This is a genomic window from Micromonospora sp. NPDC047521, from assembly GCF_055587305.1.
Window position 1 is genome coordinate 75,675 of the sequence record NZ_JBVJGN010000014.1, and the last position, 17,367, is coordinate 93,041.

15 protein-coding genes are annotated in these 17,367 nt (G+C 70.1%); 6 read left to right on the forward strand and 9 right to left on the reverse strand.

Translation table 11 applies throughout. The annotated features are described in order from the left end of the window. The first annotated feature begins 9 nt into the window (after positions 1-9). Together ACZ6N8_RS25845 and ACZ6N8_RS25850 are read left to right on the forward strand one after the other, a co-directional pair. A complete protein-coding gene (locus ACZ6N8_RS25845; RefSeq protein ID WP_466013096.1) occupies positions 10-1,224 on the forward strand; it encodes a hypothetical protein in 1,215 nt (404 codons plus the stop codon). Next, positions 1,217-1,798 (forward strand): hemerythrin domain-containing protein, encoded by a 582-nt coding sequence (locus ACZ6N8_RS25850; RefSeq protein ID WP_466013097.1) that lies wholly within the window; start codon positions 1,217-1,219, stop codon positions 1,796-1,798. Before ACZ6N8_RS25845 ends, ACZ6N8_RS25850 begins: the two co-directional genes overlap by 8 nt. A 210-nt stretch (positions 1,799-2,008) precedes the next feature. Here the strand turns inward: ACZ6N8_RS25850 and ACZ6N8_RS25855 are convergent, their stop codons facing one another. The 4 genes from ACZ6N8_RS25855 to ACZ6N8_RS25870 form a co-directional block, all read right to left on the reverse strand. Beyond that, a complete protein-coding gene (locus ACZ6N8_RS25855; protein WP_466013098.1) occupies positions 2,009-2,722 on the reverse strand; it encodes a GAF and ANTAR domain-containing protein in 714 nt (237 codons plus the stop codon). Between the two features lie 132 nt (positions 2,723-2,854). Next, on the reverse strand, positions 2,855-6,271 hold the full coding sequence (locus ACZ6N8_RS25860) for a hypothetical protein (RefSeq protein ID WP_466013099.1): 3,417 nt from the start codon (positions 6,269-6,271) through the stop codon (positions 2,855-2,857). Further along, the gene (locus ACZ6N8_RS25865; protein ID WP_466013100.1) at positions 6,268-6,606 is read right to left on the reverse strand and encodes a hypothetical protein; all 339 of its coding nucleotides are present in this window, start codon (positions 6,604-6,606) and stop codon (positions 6,268-6,270) included. Before ACZ6N8_RS25865 ends, ACZ6N8_RS25860 begins: the two co-directional genes overlap by 4 nt. A gap of 67 nt (positions 6,607-6,673) precedes the next feature. Further along, positions 6,674-8,389, reverse strand: coding sequence for a hypothetical protein (locus ACZ6N8_RS25870; RefSeq protein ID WP_466013101.1), 1,716 nt, complete (start codon positions 8,387-8,389; stop codon positions 6,674-6,676). 289 nt (positions 8,390-8,678) lie between these two features. On the opposite strand from ACZ6N8_RS25870, the gene ACZ6N8_RS25875 reads away from it, so the two are divergent. Both ACZ6N8_RS25875 and ACZ6N8_RS25880 read left to right on the forward strand, forming a co-directional pair. Beyond that, positions 8,679-9,020 carry an ArsR/SmtB family transcription factor gene (locus ACZ6N8_RS25875; protein WP_139586681.1) on the forward strand — a complete coding sequence of 114 codons (342 nt, stop codon included), beginning with the start codon at positions 8,679-8,681 and terminating at the stop codon, positions 9,018-9,020. 80 nt (positions 9,021-9,100) lie between these two features. Beyond that, positions 9,101-9,397 carry a hypothetical protein gene (locus ACZ6N8_RS25880; protein WP_466013102.1) on the forward strand — a complete coding sequence of 99 codons (297 nt, stop codon included), beginning with the start codon at positions 9,101-9,103 and terminating at the stop codon, positions 9,395-9,397. Here ACZ6N8_RS25880 and ACZ6N8_RS25885 read toward each other — a convergent pair. Continuing rightward, the gene (locus ACZ6N8_RS25885) at positions 9,394-9,780 is read right to left on the reverse strand and encodes a hypothetical protein (protein ID WP_466013103.1); all 387 of its coding nucleotides are present in this window, start codon (positions 9,778-9,780) and stop codon (positions 9,394-9,396) included. The two genes, ACZ6N8_RS25880 and ACZ6N8_RS25885, sit on opposite strands and share 4 nt — an antisense overlap. Positions 9,781-10,282: 502 nt before the next feature. On the opposite strand from ACZ6N8_RS25885, the gene ACZ6N8_RS25890 reads away from it, so the two are divergent. After that, positions 10,283-11,599 (forward strand): hypothetical protein, encoded by a 1,317-nt coding sequence (locus tag ACZ6N8_RS25890; protein WP_466013104.1) that lies wholly within the window; start codon positions 10,283-10,285, stop codon positions 11,597-11,599. A gap of 92 nt (positions 11,600-11,691) precedes the next feature. On the opposite strand, the gene ACZ6N8_RS25895 is transcribed toward ACZ6N8_RS25890, so the two are convergent. Genes ACZ6N8_RS25895 through ACZ6N8_RS25910 form a run of 4 tightly spaced genes read right to left on the reverse strand, consistent with a single transcriptional unit; the run spans position 11,692 to position 15,994 of the window. After that, on the reverse strand, positions 11,692-12,846 hold the full coding sequence (locus tag ACZ6N8_RS25895; RefSeq protein WP_466013105.1) for a serine hydrolase domain-containing protein: 1,155 nt from the start codon (positions 12,844-12,846) through the stop codon (positions 11,692-11,694). A 3-nt stretch (positions 12,847-12,849) separates the two neighbouring features. Continuing rightward, positions 12,850-13,674 carry a carbohydrate ABC transporter permease gene (locus tag ACZ6N8_RS25900; RefSeq protein WP_357994297.1) on the reverse strand — a complete coding sequence of 275 codons (825 nt, stop codon included), beginning with the start codon at positions 13,672-13,674 and terminating at the stop codon, positions 12,850-12,852. Beyond that, the gene (locus tag ACZ6N8_RS25905; protein WP_466013106.1) at positions 13,671-14,642 is read right to left on the reverse strand and encodes a carbohydrate ABC transporter permease; all 972 of its coding nucleotides are present in this window, start codon (positions 14,640-14,642) and stop codon (positions 13,671-13,673) included. Before ACZ6N8_RS25905 ends, ACZ6N8_RS25900 begins: the two co-directional genes overlap by 4 nt. After that, complete coding sequence (locus ACZ6N8_RS25910; protein WP_466013107.1) at positions 14,639-15,994, reverse strand: ABC transporter substrate-binding protein; 1,356 nt, start codon at positions 15,992-15,994, stop codon at positions 14,639-14,641. Before ACZ6N8_RS25910 ends, ACZ6N8_RS25905 begins: the two co-directional genes overlap by 4 nt. A 290-nt stretch (positions 15,995-16,284) precedes the next feature. Between ACZ6N8_RS25910 and ACZ6N8_RS25915 the strand changes: the two genes are divergently transcribed. After that, entirely contained in the window at positions 16,285-17,310 is a 1,026-nt protein-coding gene (locus ACZ6N8_RS25915; protein ID WP_466013108.1) for a LacI family DNA-binding transcriptional regulator, read from the forward strand. The last annotated feature ends 57 nt before the right edge of the window (positions 17,311-17,367 follow it).

Consider the following 17,367-nt stretch of genomic DNA (forward strand, 5'->3'; position numbering starts at 1 on the left):
AGGAGAGACATGTTCAATCCACTGGATCACAAGGGGATCCCACTGGAGAGCCAGATCCGCAACTGGCGCGAGCTGAACGTCGAGCCCATCGACCCCGAGGCCGTCGACCCGTACACCCGCTGCCGGATCATCACCATGAACGGCATCGAGGTCGAGGCGATCAACTTCCAGCACCAGTTCGCCCGCAACTGTCCGGACCAGGAGGTCCGCCGGCAGCTCGCCTACGTCCGGTACGTGGAGAGCCAGCAGCAGCGGGTGGTGAACTGGCTGCTTCCGGGTGTCGCCAGTGTTTTGGAGACGACGCTCGGCTACGAGCAGGTGGCAGTCGACCTCACCGCCTGGGTGGCCCGGCACGAGCCGGACCCGTACCTGAAGCAGGCGTACGAGTTCGGCGTGCTCGAGGACTTCGACCACCTGTACCGCTACGCCAACCTCTACGAGATGGTCGAACGGCGCAAGGCGGAGAAGATCGTCAACGGTCTCACCGAGGTCATGCCGGGGCGACCGACCATCGTCGAGCACCGGCACCCCTTCGACGAGGTCCGCACCCCGTACGACCGCAACTCGGTGGACCCGCGTTCCAAGCTGCACGCGCTGACGATCCTCTCGGCGGAGCAGCAGGTGATGTTCTACTACATGAACGTCGGCCCGCAGTACATGGAGCCGATCGCACGCCAGCTCTACCAGGAGATCAGCCTGATCGAGCAGGAGCACGTCACCCACTACGAGTCGCTGCTGGACCCGGGCGAGAACTGGTGGGAGCGGCTGCTCACCCACGAGTACAACGAGTGCTGGCTCTACTACTCGTTCCTCGAGCAGGAGAGCGACCCTCGGATCAAGGCGGTCTGGGAGCTGCACCTGCAGATGGAGCTGGCCCACCTCCAGCAGGCCGCCGACCTGCTGCGCCGGCACGACGGCCGGGAACCCGAGGAGATCGTCGGCAGCGCCGGACTGCCGGAGCCGCTGACGTTCGAGCCCAACAAGGACTATCTGCGGCACCTGCTGGCCACCCAGATCGACGTGAACAAGCTCGGTGAGGGTTACGTCCGGGAGGCCCACGAGCGCTTCGAGTGGATGCAGCAGCAGCTGCACGACGGCCAGAAGCCGCCCAGCGAGCAGGTCATCGACATGCACCGGGAGCGCTTCGGCGACGAGTACCGCATCGAGACCGAGGGGCCGCACCCGGTCGAGTCGCTGCGTCCCACGGGAGGCAGCCATGCCTGAGACCGGCATCCCTGCCACGCCGGGTCCCGAGGAGGACGTGGTGGACCTCCTGCTCGCCCAGCACGCTCAGGTCGAGCAGCTCTTCCTGCTGGTCATCGGCAGCACCGGCGACACCCGCCGGGAGGCCTTCGACGACCTGGTGAAGCTGCTCGCCGCGCACGAGACCGCGGAGGAGGAGGTCATCCATCCGCTCTCGCGTGGCCTGCCGGGCGGTGGCGGTGACGCCATGGTCGACGACCGGCTCGAGGAGGAGCGGCAGGCGAAGGAGACACTGCGGACGTTGATCGCGGGCGGTGTGGACGCCGACGGCTTCGACACAGGCATCCTCCTGCTGCGCGACGCGGTCCTCACCCACGCCCGCTACGAGGAACGCTACGAGTTCCCCCTGCTACGCCAGCACGTTCCGGCCGAGCGGCTGCGGAGCCTCGCCGCCGCCGTCCGGGCGGCGGAGAAGACAGCGCCGACCCGGCCGCATCCCAGCACCCAGTCGGCGACGGGCAACCTGGCCGCCGGTCCGGCACTGGCCGTCATCGACCGAGTCCGTGACGCCGTGCGCAGGCCCTCGGACAGCTGACCCGAGGCCATCCGGCGAAGGGCCGCCCGTGCTCCCCGCACGGTCGGCCCTTCGCCGTCACCACACCCGCGTCAATGCGCATACTGACGGGCGCGCTCAGCCGGACGATCGTGCCGAAGTGCCCCGGCAGCGCCGCGGAGTCGTCGGGCAGGCTGGCGAGGGCGAGCAGCGCCTCCGACAGGTCATCGGATCGCTGGTCCGGGCTCGCCCTCATACCCGGGCGCCCCGCGCCGCCCTCGCGGCGATCGCCTCAGCGACGTCGCGCACCTTACGGTTGGTGTCCTGGGAGATCTTCGACAGCAGCGCGAATGCCTCCTCCGGCGAGCACCGGCGCTCACCCATGATGATCCCCTTCGCCTGCTCGATCACCGCCCGGTTCCGCATCGCCTCCCGCATCTGCTCGGCGAGCGTGGCGGCGCTGTCGTACAGGTGCGCGTTGGCCAGCGCCACCGCCGCGTACGCGGCGAAGCCCTCCGCGACGGCGATCGTCGACGGGTCGAAGGCGTTCGGTGCGGCACCGTAGACGTTCAGCGCACCCACCACCGACTGCTGGATCGGCAGACCGATGGACAGCGAACTCCCGGCTCCCGCGGTGCGGGCGACGGCCGCCCAGGTCGGCCAGCGCTGCTCGGCGACCATGTCCGGCACCGAGATGGTGTCGCCGCTGGCGGAGGCGTCCAGGCACGGGCCCCGGTTCTGCTCGTACTGCCACTCGTCCAGTTCACGCGCGAGGTCACCGGTGAATGCCGCGGTCCAACCGGCCCGACCACGTACGAGCGTCACCGACACCTCCCTGGCACCGGGAACGCTCCGGCTGGCCAGCTCGGCGGTGCGGCTCAACATGTCGTCGAGGCTGGTCTCGTCAAGCCTGATCCGACCCAACTCGGCCAGCGCGTCGGCCGGATCCAAACTCGGCTGCGTCATCGCGGAAGTCCTTGTCGGCCGGCGTGCGCCGGCAGGTCGGGGCCACGGGCCGGCGACCACCCGTCAGATGTCTGGCAGCATCTCGCCGGAGCGGCCGTCGTGGCTGTTGTCCCTACCCCTCGGGTCCTCCGCTCACACCTGCCCCGAGGAGTGGCCCCGCTCGCGGCCCTGCCTTTCCCTCTGCTGGAGAGTGACGAACTCATCGACGATCGCCGGCAGATCGGCAGGACAAACCCGCGCGATCGTTTCCAGTGGACCGTGCCATCGCAGCATCGGGTACGCCGTGGCAATGAGCTTGACCGCTGACGCCTGATCGAGCGCCTCGGCGAGCCGCAACAGAAGCCATGGGCGTCCGTGGGCGTATTCCGTCGTCGGCCGCAGCTCCACGATCGTGCTGGAGAGTCGCCGTGCGCGGTCGGCCTCTCCACCGACGGCCACGTCGACGAGAACGTCGGCACGAACGTCGGGCGACGTGATCATGGCGGCGATCTGCTCTGCCTGATCCAGTTCGCCGGCCTGCACGAGTCCCTGGACGCGTGCACGGGTCAATCGTTCGTGCTCGATGGGGTCAACTACCGACTTCGCGATAGCGGTCACGCGCTCGATGTGTCTGCCGGCTCGCACCGCCGTCTCGATGAGGACACAAGCCGCTCGCAGCGCCGCGTCGGAATCACGAATGGCACGCACGAGTTCTTCAGCTCGTCGGACGTCACCGGCGACGAGCACCGCGTTGGCGAGCGAACCAAGCACGCTTCCTTCCAGGTGCGGGTCGTCGATTGATTCCAGAACGTCCTCCACGTCGACCACGGACTGGCTGAACTGGTCAGCGTCACCCAACGTGGCGTAGATGGTCGCGAGTCCGGCTCCACGCTCCGCCCGCCCATAGGTCTGGGACACCGAGGGCAGAAGAGCGCGGATGATCTCGGCCAGGCGACGAGCACGATCGTGATCATCGGCAGCGATCGCCGCCTCGGCGATGCAGAGCAGATGCCCCACCTGATCGAGATGGTCGGTGAGCGTAAGAGCGTGGCGTTCCGCCTCGCACAGGGCGCCACGTCGTATCAGGCCCCGAACGCGTGCGTCGACGACGTGATCGAGTCGCTCGGGTTCGACCCAGGCGGTGACGCGGGATTCGGCACCGACCGCGTAGCCGTTGGCCGCCGTGATCGCCTCGATCAGGTCACAGGCCTGTCGGTCCCTGTCGCGCACGTCGAAGACGAGATGGGTCGCCTGCTGCGCCTCGTGAGCGAGTGCGAGAGCTTCATCGGGGTGGCCGGCTGACAGCCTCGCCAGAGCAAGCCCAGTCAACCCGGCAGGCCGCAGGTCTGGGGTGGTCTCGACGAAGGCTCGGGCACGGTCCAGATCCCCCGATTCGGCGACGCCGAGGACCAGGGCGCCGTACGCCTCGGCGCGGAGATGACGATCGGCAATCATGGCTCCGATCTCGGCGGCCCGCTCGAACGCATGCGTCTGCGCATAGGCGCGCACCAGGTTGAGTCGCGCTTTGGACAGTAGGTAGAGATCCTCACCCTCCCGGCACAGCGCCTCGGCCCGGCTGAGATCGCCGGCCTGGGTGGCCGCACTGACCAGGGCCGCCACCGCGGCAGCCGACGCACTGGTCTCGGTCACCCGTGCCTGCATCGCGTCGGCCCGTTCCACCTGGCCCGCGAGCGCCAGGCTCCCCATCAGCACCGCCGCAGCCCGAGGGCCAAACAGCCAGTGAGTGATGGATCTGGCGACTGTCTCGGCCTCGTCGTAGTCCGAGGCCGCTGCCAACGCCTCGACAAGTCGGACCAAGGCCCCTTGCCGGTCCTCCGGATCTGCAAGCGAGAGTGCCAGCGCCCGGACGTCGCAGGCCAGGGTCCGGGCCCGCCGCACGTCGCCGTTGGAGGCCTCGGCCCAGGCGAGTGCGGCGAGCGCGCTGGCCCGCTCCCGCGCGCCGACGAGACCTGCGGCGACGACTCTGCACCGCTCGAGCTCGCCGGACCGGGCCAGGATCCGGATCAGATCGGCGCTGCTGTCGGCGAGCGCGTCCGGTTGGTCGGCGAGTGGCTGAACGAGCCTCTCGGCCCGGCCGGCGTGTTGCGACGACACGAGCACCCGCATCAGGTTGGCCCGGGTCTCGGCTGTCGGATCGACCTCCTGGGCGAGCAGAGCTAGTTTCTCGGCTCGCCCGAAGTGCCCGAGCATGGCCCAGAGGGCGGGTAGGTAAGTGGGGATGTGCGTGTTGCGGTCGTACAACCTGTCCCGGTGCATGGTGATCCGGGCTAGTGCCGCCAGATCCGGCACGGCCGAGTCAACGATCGCTCGCTGGGTCACGAGGAGGTTGTCCAGCGCCTGCGCATCGCTGCCGGACCTGTCCAGCATCCGGTCGTGGCGGGCGGCGTCGCTCGCTGACGCGATCATACGGCCCAGGTCACACGTACTCGTGAGCATCCGGTGGTACCCGCGGAGGAGGTATTCCGGAGTGCGGTCCGGCCAGTCACGGTCCCGGTATCCATCCGCCCACTGGTGCAGTCGTTGCCGGTAGGCGGCCAGTCTGGTCTCACCCAATTCCGCGACGGCGGTTCGCTGGAGTTCCTCGTGACCCATGACATAGGTGACCGGCGCATCCGCCGAAGCCCAGTGGCTGGGTCGGGACGCAAAGGACCGGCCGGCGACCCTGCTCAGCTTCCGTTCGACCTGGCGTAGAGAGCAGCCGGTCAGGTCGGCAAGATCATTACTACTCAGTCCACCGCCAGCGGCCACAACCAGCCCGAGAAGGTCCTGGTCGGTCTGCGGTCCGGCCAACATCCGGTCGAGATCCCGTTCCATGTCCGCGCGGACCGCCCGCGCCGCTGGGGACGGGTGCAACGGTCGCACCACCGCCGGATCTCGCAGTGGGTGATGGTCCGGAACGTCGCCGGGGATCGGCGGGTCGGGGCGTCCGGAGACGATGACCCGCATGTCGGCGGCGGGCTGGGCCGGTAGCAGCGCGGCGACGCTGTACGAATCTGGACCGGTGTCCTCATCGAGACCGTCCACCAGCAGCACCAAACGCTCGCCGCGCGCGCGGCACAGGTGCGCCGCCTCCCTGAGCAGCCCCAGAAGGTGCGCTTCCCTGGTCGTCGGCGTGAGGTAGGCAGGAACAGGTTCCTTGGTCAAGGCCGCCACCTGTTCCAGGACGTTGTCCGCGAAGGCGACCCGATCGTCCTGACTTGCCAGCCGCGCGGTGACGAAGAACGACACGATGCGGACCGCTGGCGGCGGGTTCAACACGAACCAGGACATCAGCGCGGACTTGCCGGCCCACGCCTCGGCCCGCCACCACATGTACGGCGTGGGCACGTCGGCAGCGGTGCAGAAGGTGGCCAGCTCAGCCAGTTCCTCGTCGCGGCCGACCAACTCCGGCGGCGCGATCCGCCGAACCTGCTCCTCGTAGCGCGATCGGACCGGCACACCGGCGAAGACGTCGCCGATGACGACTCCGGAAACCGCGACCCCGCCGCGGTCTGCGGACGCGGACCCGGCCTTCATCGATGTGACCGAACCGGCTTCCACCTCGGTCAATCCAGCCGTATGCCGGATGTCGCCTGTCCGTCGCCGACACTCGCGGCATCTCCGGTGCGATCGGCACGCATCTCCGCGGCCGTGCCGGACGCCTGTACGCCGCTGACGGCCACACCGCCGTCAGCGGTCGCCGCACCGGATCGGGAAACTCGAATCGAGTTCACCCGTCCCGGCGTCGCTGCCCAGATCGCCACCCCAACAGCGGCGACCGCACCGAGGGCCGAGGCCATGGTCGCGACCCGATTCGCGGAGTCCCACCGCAACAGAACGAACGTCGCAGCCAAGCCCGCCACAACAACACAGGTGACCACCGCGACGACACGTCGAACGTTCACATCAGCAGGATAGCCCCGTCCCGCTCGGCCGCCACGGCTCGCCTGGCGCGAGGTCGAACGTCGTCGGTCAGGCTCGGCCGGCCTCGGCCGACTGGGTGCTCGCGCGGCGACGAGGGGTCTCCGAGGCCGGTCGCGGATCCGCGTCGTCGCGCCGGCGCTGCCGGGGTCGCGGCGCCGGTCGTTGCTCCGTGGCACCCTGCGCCCGGTCGGACGACGCGGTGGGTGGCGTGACGCGGCTCGCCGCGGCGTCCACGAGGTCCGGCAGGTCCCGACCGACCACCAGGGGCAGCTCCCGGGTGTGTGCGGCGAGCGGTCCCGGCTCCCCCACCGGGTCGGCGACCCGAGCCACCCGGGCCCGTCCGGTCGCGGTTCGCGCCGTCGGCGTGGCGCTACGGCTGGTCGCGACCGGCGCTGCGGTGGCCGGCGGTCCGGCGGCCGGCGCTGCCTCTGCCGCCCGTGCGTCCGTGGCTGGCGGCACCTCAACCCGGCTGGCGTCCGATCGGTCAGGCGTGTTGCGCGTCGTCCGTCGCGGCGCGGCGGCCGGCAGGAGCGGGGCGAGCTCCGCGTGCAGCGCGGCCCAGTCCGAGGCTCGGGGCGGGTCGGGCTGATCGCCGGTCGAGGCGGGCTGGTCCGGGGCCTCCGACCGCGTCGCCGGCTGGCCGCCACGGTCCGGTGTCGTCCGGGAGCGTCGTGCCGTCGGTCGCTCGGCGCCGTCGTCGACCCGCTCGATGGTCCTGGGACGCTCGAAGAGATCTGCCGGCGGCCCGTCCCGGTCGGCGTCGGCCGGGGGCGTGACGAGCTCGGGCGCCGCGACCACGGCCGGCTCGGGGACGGCCGGGAGCAGTCGCTCCGGGGCGTCGGCGAGCAGCCGCGCGGCCGACGCCAGCGCGACCGGGTCGGGGTGGCCGGAGCGACGCCACAGTCGGCGGCGGCCGTTCGTCGGCAGGTTTCCGGCCAGTACCCGCGCGGGTGCCAGATCGGCGGCGATCAGCGCGGTCAGCCCGTCGTAGTCGGCGTGCTCGGCCAGCCGCCGGGCGATCTCGTCGAGGTCGTACACCGCCACGGCGATGTCGGCGGTGGTGGCGTCCAACGCGCGGGTGATCTTGCGGTGCAGCACCTTGCTGAGCGCGGCCTGCCGCCGTTCCGCGCGGATCTGCGCACGGGCGGCGTCGAGCGACGCGTACAGCCCGAGGCCCGGGTCGGCCTTTGCCAGCGAGCGGGCACGACGGGTCAGCCAGGGGTGCCGCAACCAGTGCCCGATCGGCTCGTACGCCGGCGTCGTGGGCGGCAGCTGCCGCTTGGCCCGTAGCCGGTCCCGCCGCTGGTTCCCTGTGTTCATCAGCCAGACCAGATAGCCGAGCAGGGACATGCCGGCGTAGAAGCCGCCCTCGAGGTGGTTGCTGTGCGCCAGCCAGTTGAAGGCCACGGCGGCGACGGCGATGGCGGCCGACAGCACCCGGGACAGGACCGCCTGTTCGCCGAGCCGGCGCCGCAGGTCGGCGTTGGCCAGCACCACGACACCGCCCAGCTCCAGCGCGCCGACGGCGGGGAGCGCCACGTACCAGGGCATGTCGAGCCGTTCCATCGCCCCGGACACCTGACCACCGAGGGCGACCAGCAGGACGACGACGTAGAACCCCGTACGGACCACGGCGACCCGCCGTACCGCCCTGGCGAGTTCCGCGTCCCACGCCTCCGGCGCGGGGTTGTCCGACGCGCCACGGCGCGTCCCGTCGAGTGGCTCTCCGCCGATCATCTGACTCCGGTCCGGTTCCTGGAACACGCCGAGCAGGTTCCTCTCTCACTGCGACCCCGGCGCACCGGCGCCGCGACCGCCGGTCCGGCACTGTCGCGGCGAGTCGTGCCGGAGCGCGCTCCGACTGCCGCCCGTCGTCCGCCGCATGCTACAGGTCTCATGTTCCGACAGGTGACGACGAGTACGGCGACCGTGCGCGTCAGGTGGCCGACGTGGACACCGCCGGATGACGCCTTCGAGGTACTCGTGGCGGTTCCACCCGTCTATCCCTGGTGTTGGTGGGACGATGGGGAGCGTGGGAGCTGCGAAAACCGATATGCCTGCTATCTCGCCCCTGGTTGGCGAGCCGATCAAGCGCGTCGACGCCGAGCGACTCGCGGGAGTGCTCAAGGCACTCGCCGACCCGGCTCGGCTGCGACTTCTCAGCCTGATCCAGTCCGCTCCGGAGGGAGAGGCGTCGGTGAGTGACCTCACCGCGCCACTCGGCCTCTCCCAGCCGACAGTGAGCCATCACCTTCGGATCCTCACCGAGGCCGGCCTGCTCGAGCGTGACAAGCGCGGCGTCTGGGCGTACTACAGTCTGGTGCCATCCGCCATCGGGGCGATCGCCGACCTGTTGACGCCGCCGCGCAAGCGGCCGACGAAGAGGGCCCGTTGAGCACCTGAGGCGGCACGACATCGTCGCGGGCCGAATCACTGGCGGAAGGGCTCTGCCCCTGGCACGCGGGCCGGCTCGCCGTGAAGGACCGGGACCGGCTGCCGCTGCTTGACCGGGTTGCCGGTGAGGCGATGCGTGACTGGCGGGCCGTGACGGTGCCGCCGGCCGCCCCGCTGCGGTTCGTCGAGCTGTCCTACCGGGAGGCCGGCGGCCGGAGGAGATGCGGAACGGGCTCGGCGTGGGCGCAGCTCGCCGCGGGTGTGTCAGGCGCGCTCGCGGTCACCGTCGTCGTCGCCGCCCGGGAGCCGCCCCTGGCCGGAGGGCAGCGGCAGGCCGCGTACAGGGCCGGTCGGCTCCCCCCGTCAGACGCCGCCTAGGCGAACGCCATGACGAGGCCCACCAACGTGGCGACGACCGTGAGCCCGCCGACCAGATAGACCCAGCCGGCGTTGAGCCCGACCCCCTTGCCCTCGAGCTTGTCCAGCCGACTGGCCAGCTCGGTGATCTGCCCGGCGTGGCTTTCCCGCACCACCTCGAACTCGACCCTGGCGATGAACGTGTTGGTCTGGTCGGACAGGGTCTGCCGGAACTCGTTGACGCTCTCGAAGCGTTTCTCAGTGGCGGTTTCCGCCTTCGTCACCGCCTTGTCGGCCGCCGCGAGAGCCAGTCCAACCTGCGCGGCCTGCGCGTCGATCTTGGTGGTGAGGTTCGCCAGCTTGGCATCGGTCAGCCGTTCGAGGGAGCTGAGGCGCTGCTCCATCCGCCACTCCACCGCGTAACGCAGATCAGCGCTCGGGTCGAGGTTCCTCGGGGTTGACTGTTCGTTGTCCACTTGTCACAGCTCCTCCCCCTTCCGGCGCCGCCACGGGCTCACCCGTCGATCGTCACCGCCGACGGGGACTGCGGTAGCAGCCTCACCGGTGCAGCGACTTCCGGAAGACGCGCTGCCGTTCGGTCCTCGGTGAAACGAAGAACAGCATCCATGCCGCCGCGCTGAGGCATGCCCACCATAAGCCGGTCAGCGAATAAAAGACCAGGTCAGAGCCCATATACGACAGCAATCGCCGCGCCGCGCGACCCGGCGGCACAGATGAAGTTCACCGGGTGCCGCCGCGGCACACTCCGCGTCGGCCGTCACCACCCGCAGGTCTCCCACGTTTTCGCGGGAGCCGGGTATTGACACGTCCCGAGTCGCCCCCCATGCTCTGCTAAATCAGTTTAGCGGCCGTGTCGCACGACATCTTCTTCGAGAAAGGACTCGCGTGAGACTGCGAAGAGGACTGATCCCGCTCGTCACCGCCCTCGTTCTGACCGCCGCCTCGGGCACGGCGTACGCCCTCCCGGACGGCGGCCCGCGCGAGGACGGAATCCGCGGCATCACTCCGATCACCACAGTCCAGACGTACGGGCAGAAGGTCTCCGCGGTGGCGATCGAGTACGCCGCCACCGTGAACCCCCGCAGCCTCGACACCACCACGTTCACGGTGGCCGACACGATCTACAACTTCCGGTTCAACCCCGTCGAGGACCTGCCGAAGCTCGCCGACCGGACCGTCACGCACACCTACACCAACGATGTACCGGACATCCGGGCCGACCACCGGTCGGCACCCGGCAGGTACGTCATCGTGGAGCTGGACCCGGCCGACCCGGGTGGCTGGACGGTCGTCGTCTCCAAGTGCCCGACGTTCCTGTGCACGGTGAAGGTCAACCCCGAGTTGCCGACCCGGGTGGTGCAGCGCAAGGACGTGCACGGCCAGCCGGGCCGCGGGTCCGGCAAGGGGCCCGTGCTGGCCGGGGCGACCCCCCGGGAGTCCCGCCCGGTCACCGAGAAGCCCGTCAACCGGCTGGTCGACGAGTTCAGCTACGGCTCCTTCCTCAGCGGCGGCATGGTGCTGCCGTACCACTACCACCTGCCCAAGAACTACCAGCCCGGACGCAGGTACCCGCTCATGGTCGTCCTGCCGGGCCACGGCATGGGCTGGGACGGCGACAACCTCGGCGTCCAGCTCGCCGCCGACATCCCGGCGACCGCGTGGCTGCAACAGGAGTGGACCGGCACCTCCGAGGACGTGATCGTCCTGGCGCCGCAGCACCAGCGGGTCGGCGGAGCGGCCGAGGCAGACCTGCTGATCAAGCTGCTCGACGACTTCGTCAAGCGGTTCGCCGTGGACACCAGCCGGGTGTACGCGACCACCGTGTCGTACGGCTCCCAGCTGCTCTGGGCGGCGTTCACGAAGCGACCGGACCTGTTCGCCGGCGGGCTGGTGACCGGCGGCTTCCCGGTCGACGCGACGCAGGCCACCGCCATCGCGGCGGCCGAGATCCCACTGTGGATCACGCACGGCGAGCACGACCACCTGCTCAACGTCTCCGGCGCGCGGAACTCCTCGGCGCTGCTGCGGCAGGCGTACGAGGCTCGGGGCCGGTCCCCGGAGCAGGCCGCCGACCTGGTGCGCTACACCGAGTACGCCGACGAGTCGTTCTCGTTGCCGGACTACCACGCGGCGTTCGGCCCGACCTACGAGGACGGCGACATCCTTCGCTGGCTGCTCGACCAGGACAAGACGGCGGACTGAGGCCGGGCACGCGACGCGGGGCTCCGCGGTGTCGACGCCGCAGCGGACGGACACACCGGGGAGCCCCGCGTCGTCGGCGCAGGCCGGGCGGGTCAGGCGTCGAGGCAGTCCCGGACGGCCGCGGTGAGACGGTTCGCCCGGTCGTCGCCGACGCCGCGCATCTGGTTGACCACGTAACCGAAGCCCACCTGATGATCCGCGTCGCCGAAGGCGAGGTTCCCGCCGGCTCCGTCGTGGCCGAAGCTGCGCTCACCGAGCAACGGCCGGGCCGGCGGGGAGTGCAGCAGGAAGCCGCTGCCCCAGCGCTGTCCGGTGTCCGGCGGGCCGTGCCGCTGCGGGCCGCGCGACCGGACGACAGTCGCGTCGTCGAGGGACGACCCGCTGAGCAGAGGCTCGTCCAGGACTGTGGAGACGCAGGCGGCGTAGAGACGCGCCAGGCCGTCCGCGGTGCTCACCGCGCCCGCGCCGGGGACGCCTGCGGCCCGGATGGCGGGGTCGTTGAAGCTGACCAGCCCGTCGGCGTCGGCGGGGAAGGCGAAGGCGCCACCCATGGTGATTCCGCGCTCGGCGACCGGGTCGACGAACGGGTCGGCGTCCGGTGGTGGCGCCAGTCCCCAGGCCACGCTGTCGTTCTCGGCGGCGGGAAGCCCGAGCCAGGTACGCAGGCCGAGGGGCCCGGCCACGGTGTCCCGGAAGAACGCGCCGGGCAGCTGGCCGGTGATGCGGTGGATCACCTCGCCGACCAGCCAGCCGTAGGTCATCGAGTGGTAGCCGTGCGCGGTGCCCGGCTGCCACAGCGGGGTCTGCGCCTCGATCGCCTTGATGACCGGATCCCACGCGAGGACCTCGTCGAGGGTCAGGGGTCGGTCCAGGGCGGGGAGGCCCGCCTGGTGGGTGAGCAGCCAGCGCACGGGGATGTGCTCCTTGCCGTGCTGCCCGAACTCCGGCCAGTAACGCGTCACCGGAGCGTCGAGGTCGAGCCGACCCTGCTGCACGAGCAGGTACGCGCAGATCGCCAGGATCCCCTTGGTGCAGGAGAAGACGACGACGGGCGTGTGCGCGTCCCAGGGCCGACCGGTGCGGGTGTCGGCGGTCCCGCCGTACAGGTCGACGACCTTGCGACCCCGCACGTAGACGGTGACCGCCGCGCCGACGTCTCCCCTGGAGGCGAAGTTGTCGCGGAAGACGTCGGCGACGCGTCCGTAGCGTTCGTCGACGTCGCCGTGGATCTGCGGCTGTGTGACCACTGTCTATCCCTTCAGTGACCCCTGGATCAGGGCCTTGATGAACTGTCGCTGAAAGATCAGGAACACGATCAGGGTGGGGGTGAGGATCAACAGCGATCCGGCGCACAGGAGCACCAGGTCGGTGCCCCACTGACCCTGGAACGCCCCGAGCGCGCCGGCCATCGTGCGTTTGGTGGCGTCGTCGACCAGGACGATGGCCAGCAGGAACTGGTTCCACGTCCAGAGGAACATCAGGATCGTCAGCGAGGCGATGGCCGGGCGTGCGAGCGGCACCTGGACCCGCCAGAAGAGCTGCCACGTGCTGCTGCCGTCCACCCGCGCCGCCTCGGACAACTCGACCGGCACGTTTGTGAAGTGCGCCCGCATCCAGAAGACCGCGAACGGCATGTACAGGCCGATCAGCGGCAGGATGATGGCCCACCGGGTGTTGAGCAGGCCGAGATCCTGCATCTGGTAGTAGAGCGGGGTGACCACGGCCTCGAAGGGCAGGGTGAGACCGAGCAGGAGGAGACCGAAGACGATCCGGCCGCCGGGCACCCGCAGCTGGCCGAGCCCGAAGCCGGCCATGGTGGCGATGAGCACGGACACGGGTACGACACCCGCCACGATGAGCAGGCTGGAGCGCAGCAGGGCACCCATGTTGGCGGCGGTGAAGGCGTCGGCGAAGTTCCCCCACTGGGGGTCCGACGGCCAGGCCAGACCGCTGGGCACTGTGCCACGCGGCTGCAACGCCGCCGAGAGCATGCTCACGAACGGCAGCAGGGTGACGAGGATCAGGGCGATCAGGAAGACCCGTCCGGTCACCTGTTCACGTCGGCTCAGGTTCACGGCTTCTCCCCTCGGGTCAGGCGCTGGATCGGCAGCACACACACCAGCACCAGCACCATGAGGACGACGGCGAGCGCCGAGGCGAGCCCGACCTGCCGCTGCGAGAACGCCAGCCGGTAGATCTCCAGGCCGGGAACGGTGGTCTGCAGGCCGGGGCCGCCGCTGGTGGAGATGTAGACGATGTCGAAGCTGGCCAGCGCGGCGATGATCGTGACGGTGAGGCAGACGCCGATCTCCTGCCGCAGGCTGGGCAGGGTCACCGCGAGGAACTCGCGGACCGGCCCGGCGCCGTCCAGGCGGGCGGCCTCGTAGAGGGCCGGGTCGATCTTGCTCATGCCGGTGACGAGCAGGATGGTGCAGAGGCCGAGCAGGACCCACGCGCCGATAACGCCCACGGCCGGCAGCGCGGTGTCGAAGTCGCCGAGCCAGGCGCGGGCGACGCCGCCCAGCCCGACGGCGCGCAGCGCCTGGTTGATCAGGCCGTTCGAGGAGAGCAGCCAGCTCCACGCGATGCCGGCCGCCACCAGGGGGATGACCTGCGGCAGGAACAGGACCGTGCGGACGACCGTCCCGAACGTGCCGGTGGTGATCCGGCGGACCATGCTCGCCACCAACAGCCCCAGCGCGACGGGGATGAAGCTGAAGAAGACGATCAGGATGATCGCGTTGGAGATGATTTTCAGCAGGTCGCTGTCGGTGAACACCGTGAGGTAGTTGTCCAGGCCAGTCCACCGGGCCACCCCGATGCCGTTCCAGTCGTAGAACGAGTACTGGACCGTCAGGGCGAGGGGGCGCAGCACGAAGACCGCGTACATCACCAGGGCGGGCAGGACGTACAACCAGCCGGTCCCGGCCGCGCGGGCCCACCGGCGTCGGTGGGCCCGCGCGGGCGTGGGGCGGGCGGGACGACCCGGTGACGACACCCGGTCGTCCCGCCCGGTTGGTGCGCTGCCGAGGGCAGACGTCATCGGGACAGTTCCTTCGCGTACTCGGCCTGGACCGCCTTCACGTACCCCTCGGGCGTCTGCTGGCCGGCGACCAGCTTCTGCATTTCAGGCGTGATCGCGGCGGCGAAGATGCCACCTGTCGCGTTGGCGGTGAAGTCCACCGCGCCGTTCTCCGCGCCGAGCTGCTGGGACGCCTTCAGCGTCTCGGCCAGCACGGTGTTCGGGGCGGCGGTCGGCACCGGCAGGTCGCTGGGTCCGCCGGGGCTGGAACCGCCGACGGTGACGGCGATCTCGCGGGCCTTGGCGTTGGTGTGTGCCCAGTTCAGGAAGTAGGCGGCGGCGTCCGGGTTCTTGGCCTTGGCGGAGACACCGAAGGTGTTCGGGGCGGACATCGCCACGTGCTTGCCACCGGCGGTCTCGGCGGGAAACAGGAAGAAGCCCACGTTGCCGGGCATCGACTTGTCGAGGTTGGCCGACTCCCAGTCGCCGTTGAACATGAACAGGCCGTTGCCCTTCTGGAACTCCCCCACCATGGCGGCGTAGTCCAGGGCGTTGGCGTCCTTGGGGAAGTAGCCGGCCTGGGCCCACTTCTGGATGGTCTGGGTGGCCTTCAACGCGGCAGGGGTGTCGAACGTGGCCCCCGGCTTCTGGAAGATCCAGTCGGCGACCTGGGTCGGGTCGCCGAACTGGTTCTGCAACGCCTGGTGCGGGAAGTTGATGCCGGCGGTGTTCTTGTTGAACTGCATGATCGGCTGTACGCCGCTGGTCTTCGCCTTCGCCAGCAGCTGCTCGAACTCGGCGACGGTGGCGGGCGGCTGGGTCATGCCGACCTGGGCGGCCAGCTTCTTGTTGTAGAAGACGCCTGTCACGCTGTAGCCGAGCCCCATCCCGTACAGCGAGCCGGTGCCGCGGGTGTTCTCGCCTACCCGCAGCTGCATCAGCTGGGACGCGGGGAACCTGTCCCAGCCGTACGCGGTGAAGTACGGGTCCAGGTTCTTGAGCAGGTCGTCCTTGACCAGGTCGACCATGGTGGGGAGCCGGATGATGTCGGGCGAGTTGTCCGAGGCCATCACTCGCGGCGCGTTCTCCACGATGACCGTGAACTGGTCCTCGCGGATGGTGAACTTCACGTTCGAGTGCTGCTTGGAGAACTCGTCGGCCAGGGCCTTGGCGAGCGGAAACCCGGTCTCGGCGTACATCTCCAGCGTGATCGGTTCGGTCCCGAGGTCCGTCTTGACGACGGCGTCGGACCCGGTGGTCGACGACCTGTCCGCGCCCGGCGCGCTACAGGCCGTCGCGGCCAGCCCGACGGCGAGCAGCGGGGCGAGGACCGCCATCCGACGTCGCGGGAACCTGGTCAACAACTCTGCCACTTCACGACTCCTTGACTCCTCCGCGCGTCGCGCGGCCGATGGCCACGCGACCGCTCCCATCGGAAATTTCGGGGCCGCGGGAACGGCCACGAGGTCATGTGTTCACGTGCAAAAGGTGGTCGCTAAACTGATTTAGCAGAGCATGCGCGTGGCACGGGAGGCTGTCAAGGACGAGTTGGCAACGGTCCGGAAACACCTGCTTCACAACCCCGGCGGACGTGTCGTCGGACGCCGACGCATCATGATGGGCAGGAGCGGGCCCGTGGCACCGCGCCTGATTCGGAGGACTGATGGGCCGCAACAGAGCAACCCTGGCCGACGTCGCGCGGCGAGCCGGGCTCTCCAAGACCGCCGCGTCGATGGTGCTCAACGGCAGGGAGGGCACCCGCCTCTCGGCCGACGCGCACCAACGCGTGTTCGCCGCCGCCGAGGAGCTCGGCTATCGGCCCAACGTCGCCGCGCGCAGCCTGCGTACCCGCAAGACCGCGACCATCGCGTTCGTCTCCGACATCGTCGCCACCACCCGCTTCGCCGGCGGCCTGATCCGGGGCGCGCTCGACGCCGCTCGGGAACGGGACCACGTGCTGCTCATCACCGAGACACAGGGCGACGCAACGTTCGAGCAGTACGCCATCGAGGCGATGCTCGACCGGCAGGTCGACGGAGTGATCTACGCGGCGATGGCGACCCGCCGGCTGACGGTGCCCCCGGCCATCCTGGGCGGCCCGGTGGTGCTGCTCAACGCCACCAGCTCCGACGACCTGCCGTGCGTACTCCCCGACGACGACCGGGCCGGTCGCTCGGTCGCCGCCGCCCTGCTCGAACACGGTCACCGCGACGGGATCGCCCTGATCGGCCGCAACCGCCTCAAGGAGGGCGACCCGGAGGTGTCGCTCGCCGCCGAGGCCCGCCTGAACGGCATCCGGCAGGCGCTCGGCGAAGCCGGCGTGACCCTGCTGGCGGAGAGCTTCTGCACCGAGTGGCTGCCGGAGCACGGCTACGCCGCGACGCGTGGGCTCCTGAACCGGTCGCCTCGACCCAGCGCGATCATCTGCATGAACGACCGCCTGGCCTTCGGGGCGTACCAGGCGCTCGGCGAGGCCGGGCTGACCGTGCCGGACGACATCTCGGTGATCTCGTTCGACGACGACCCGATCGCCGCGTGGCTGCGTCCGGGTCTGACCACCACCGCGCTGCCTCACGAACCGATGGGCCGACGCGCGGTCGAGCTGCTCCTGGACGGCGCCCCGACGGGCAACGCACTGGTGCCGTTGCCGATGCGCCGACGCAGGTCCCTCGCGCCGCCCGCCGGATAGAGGCGTCGACGGTCCGACCCGACCGGGTCCGCCGCACTCGCTGGCTAAAACGATTTA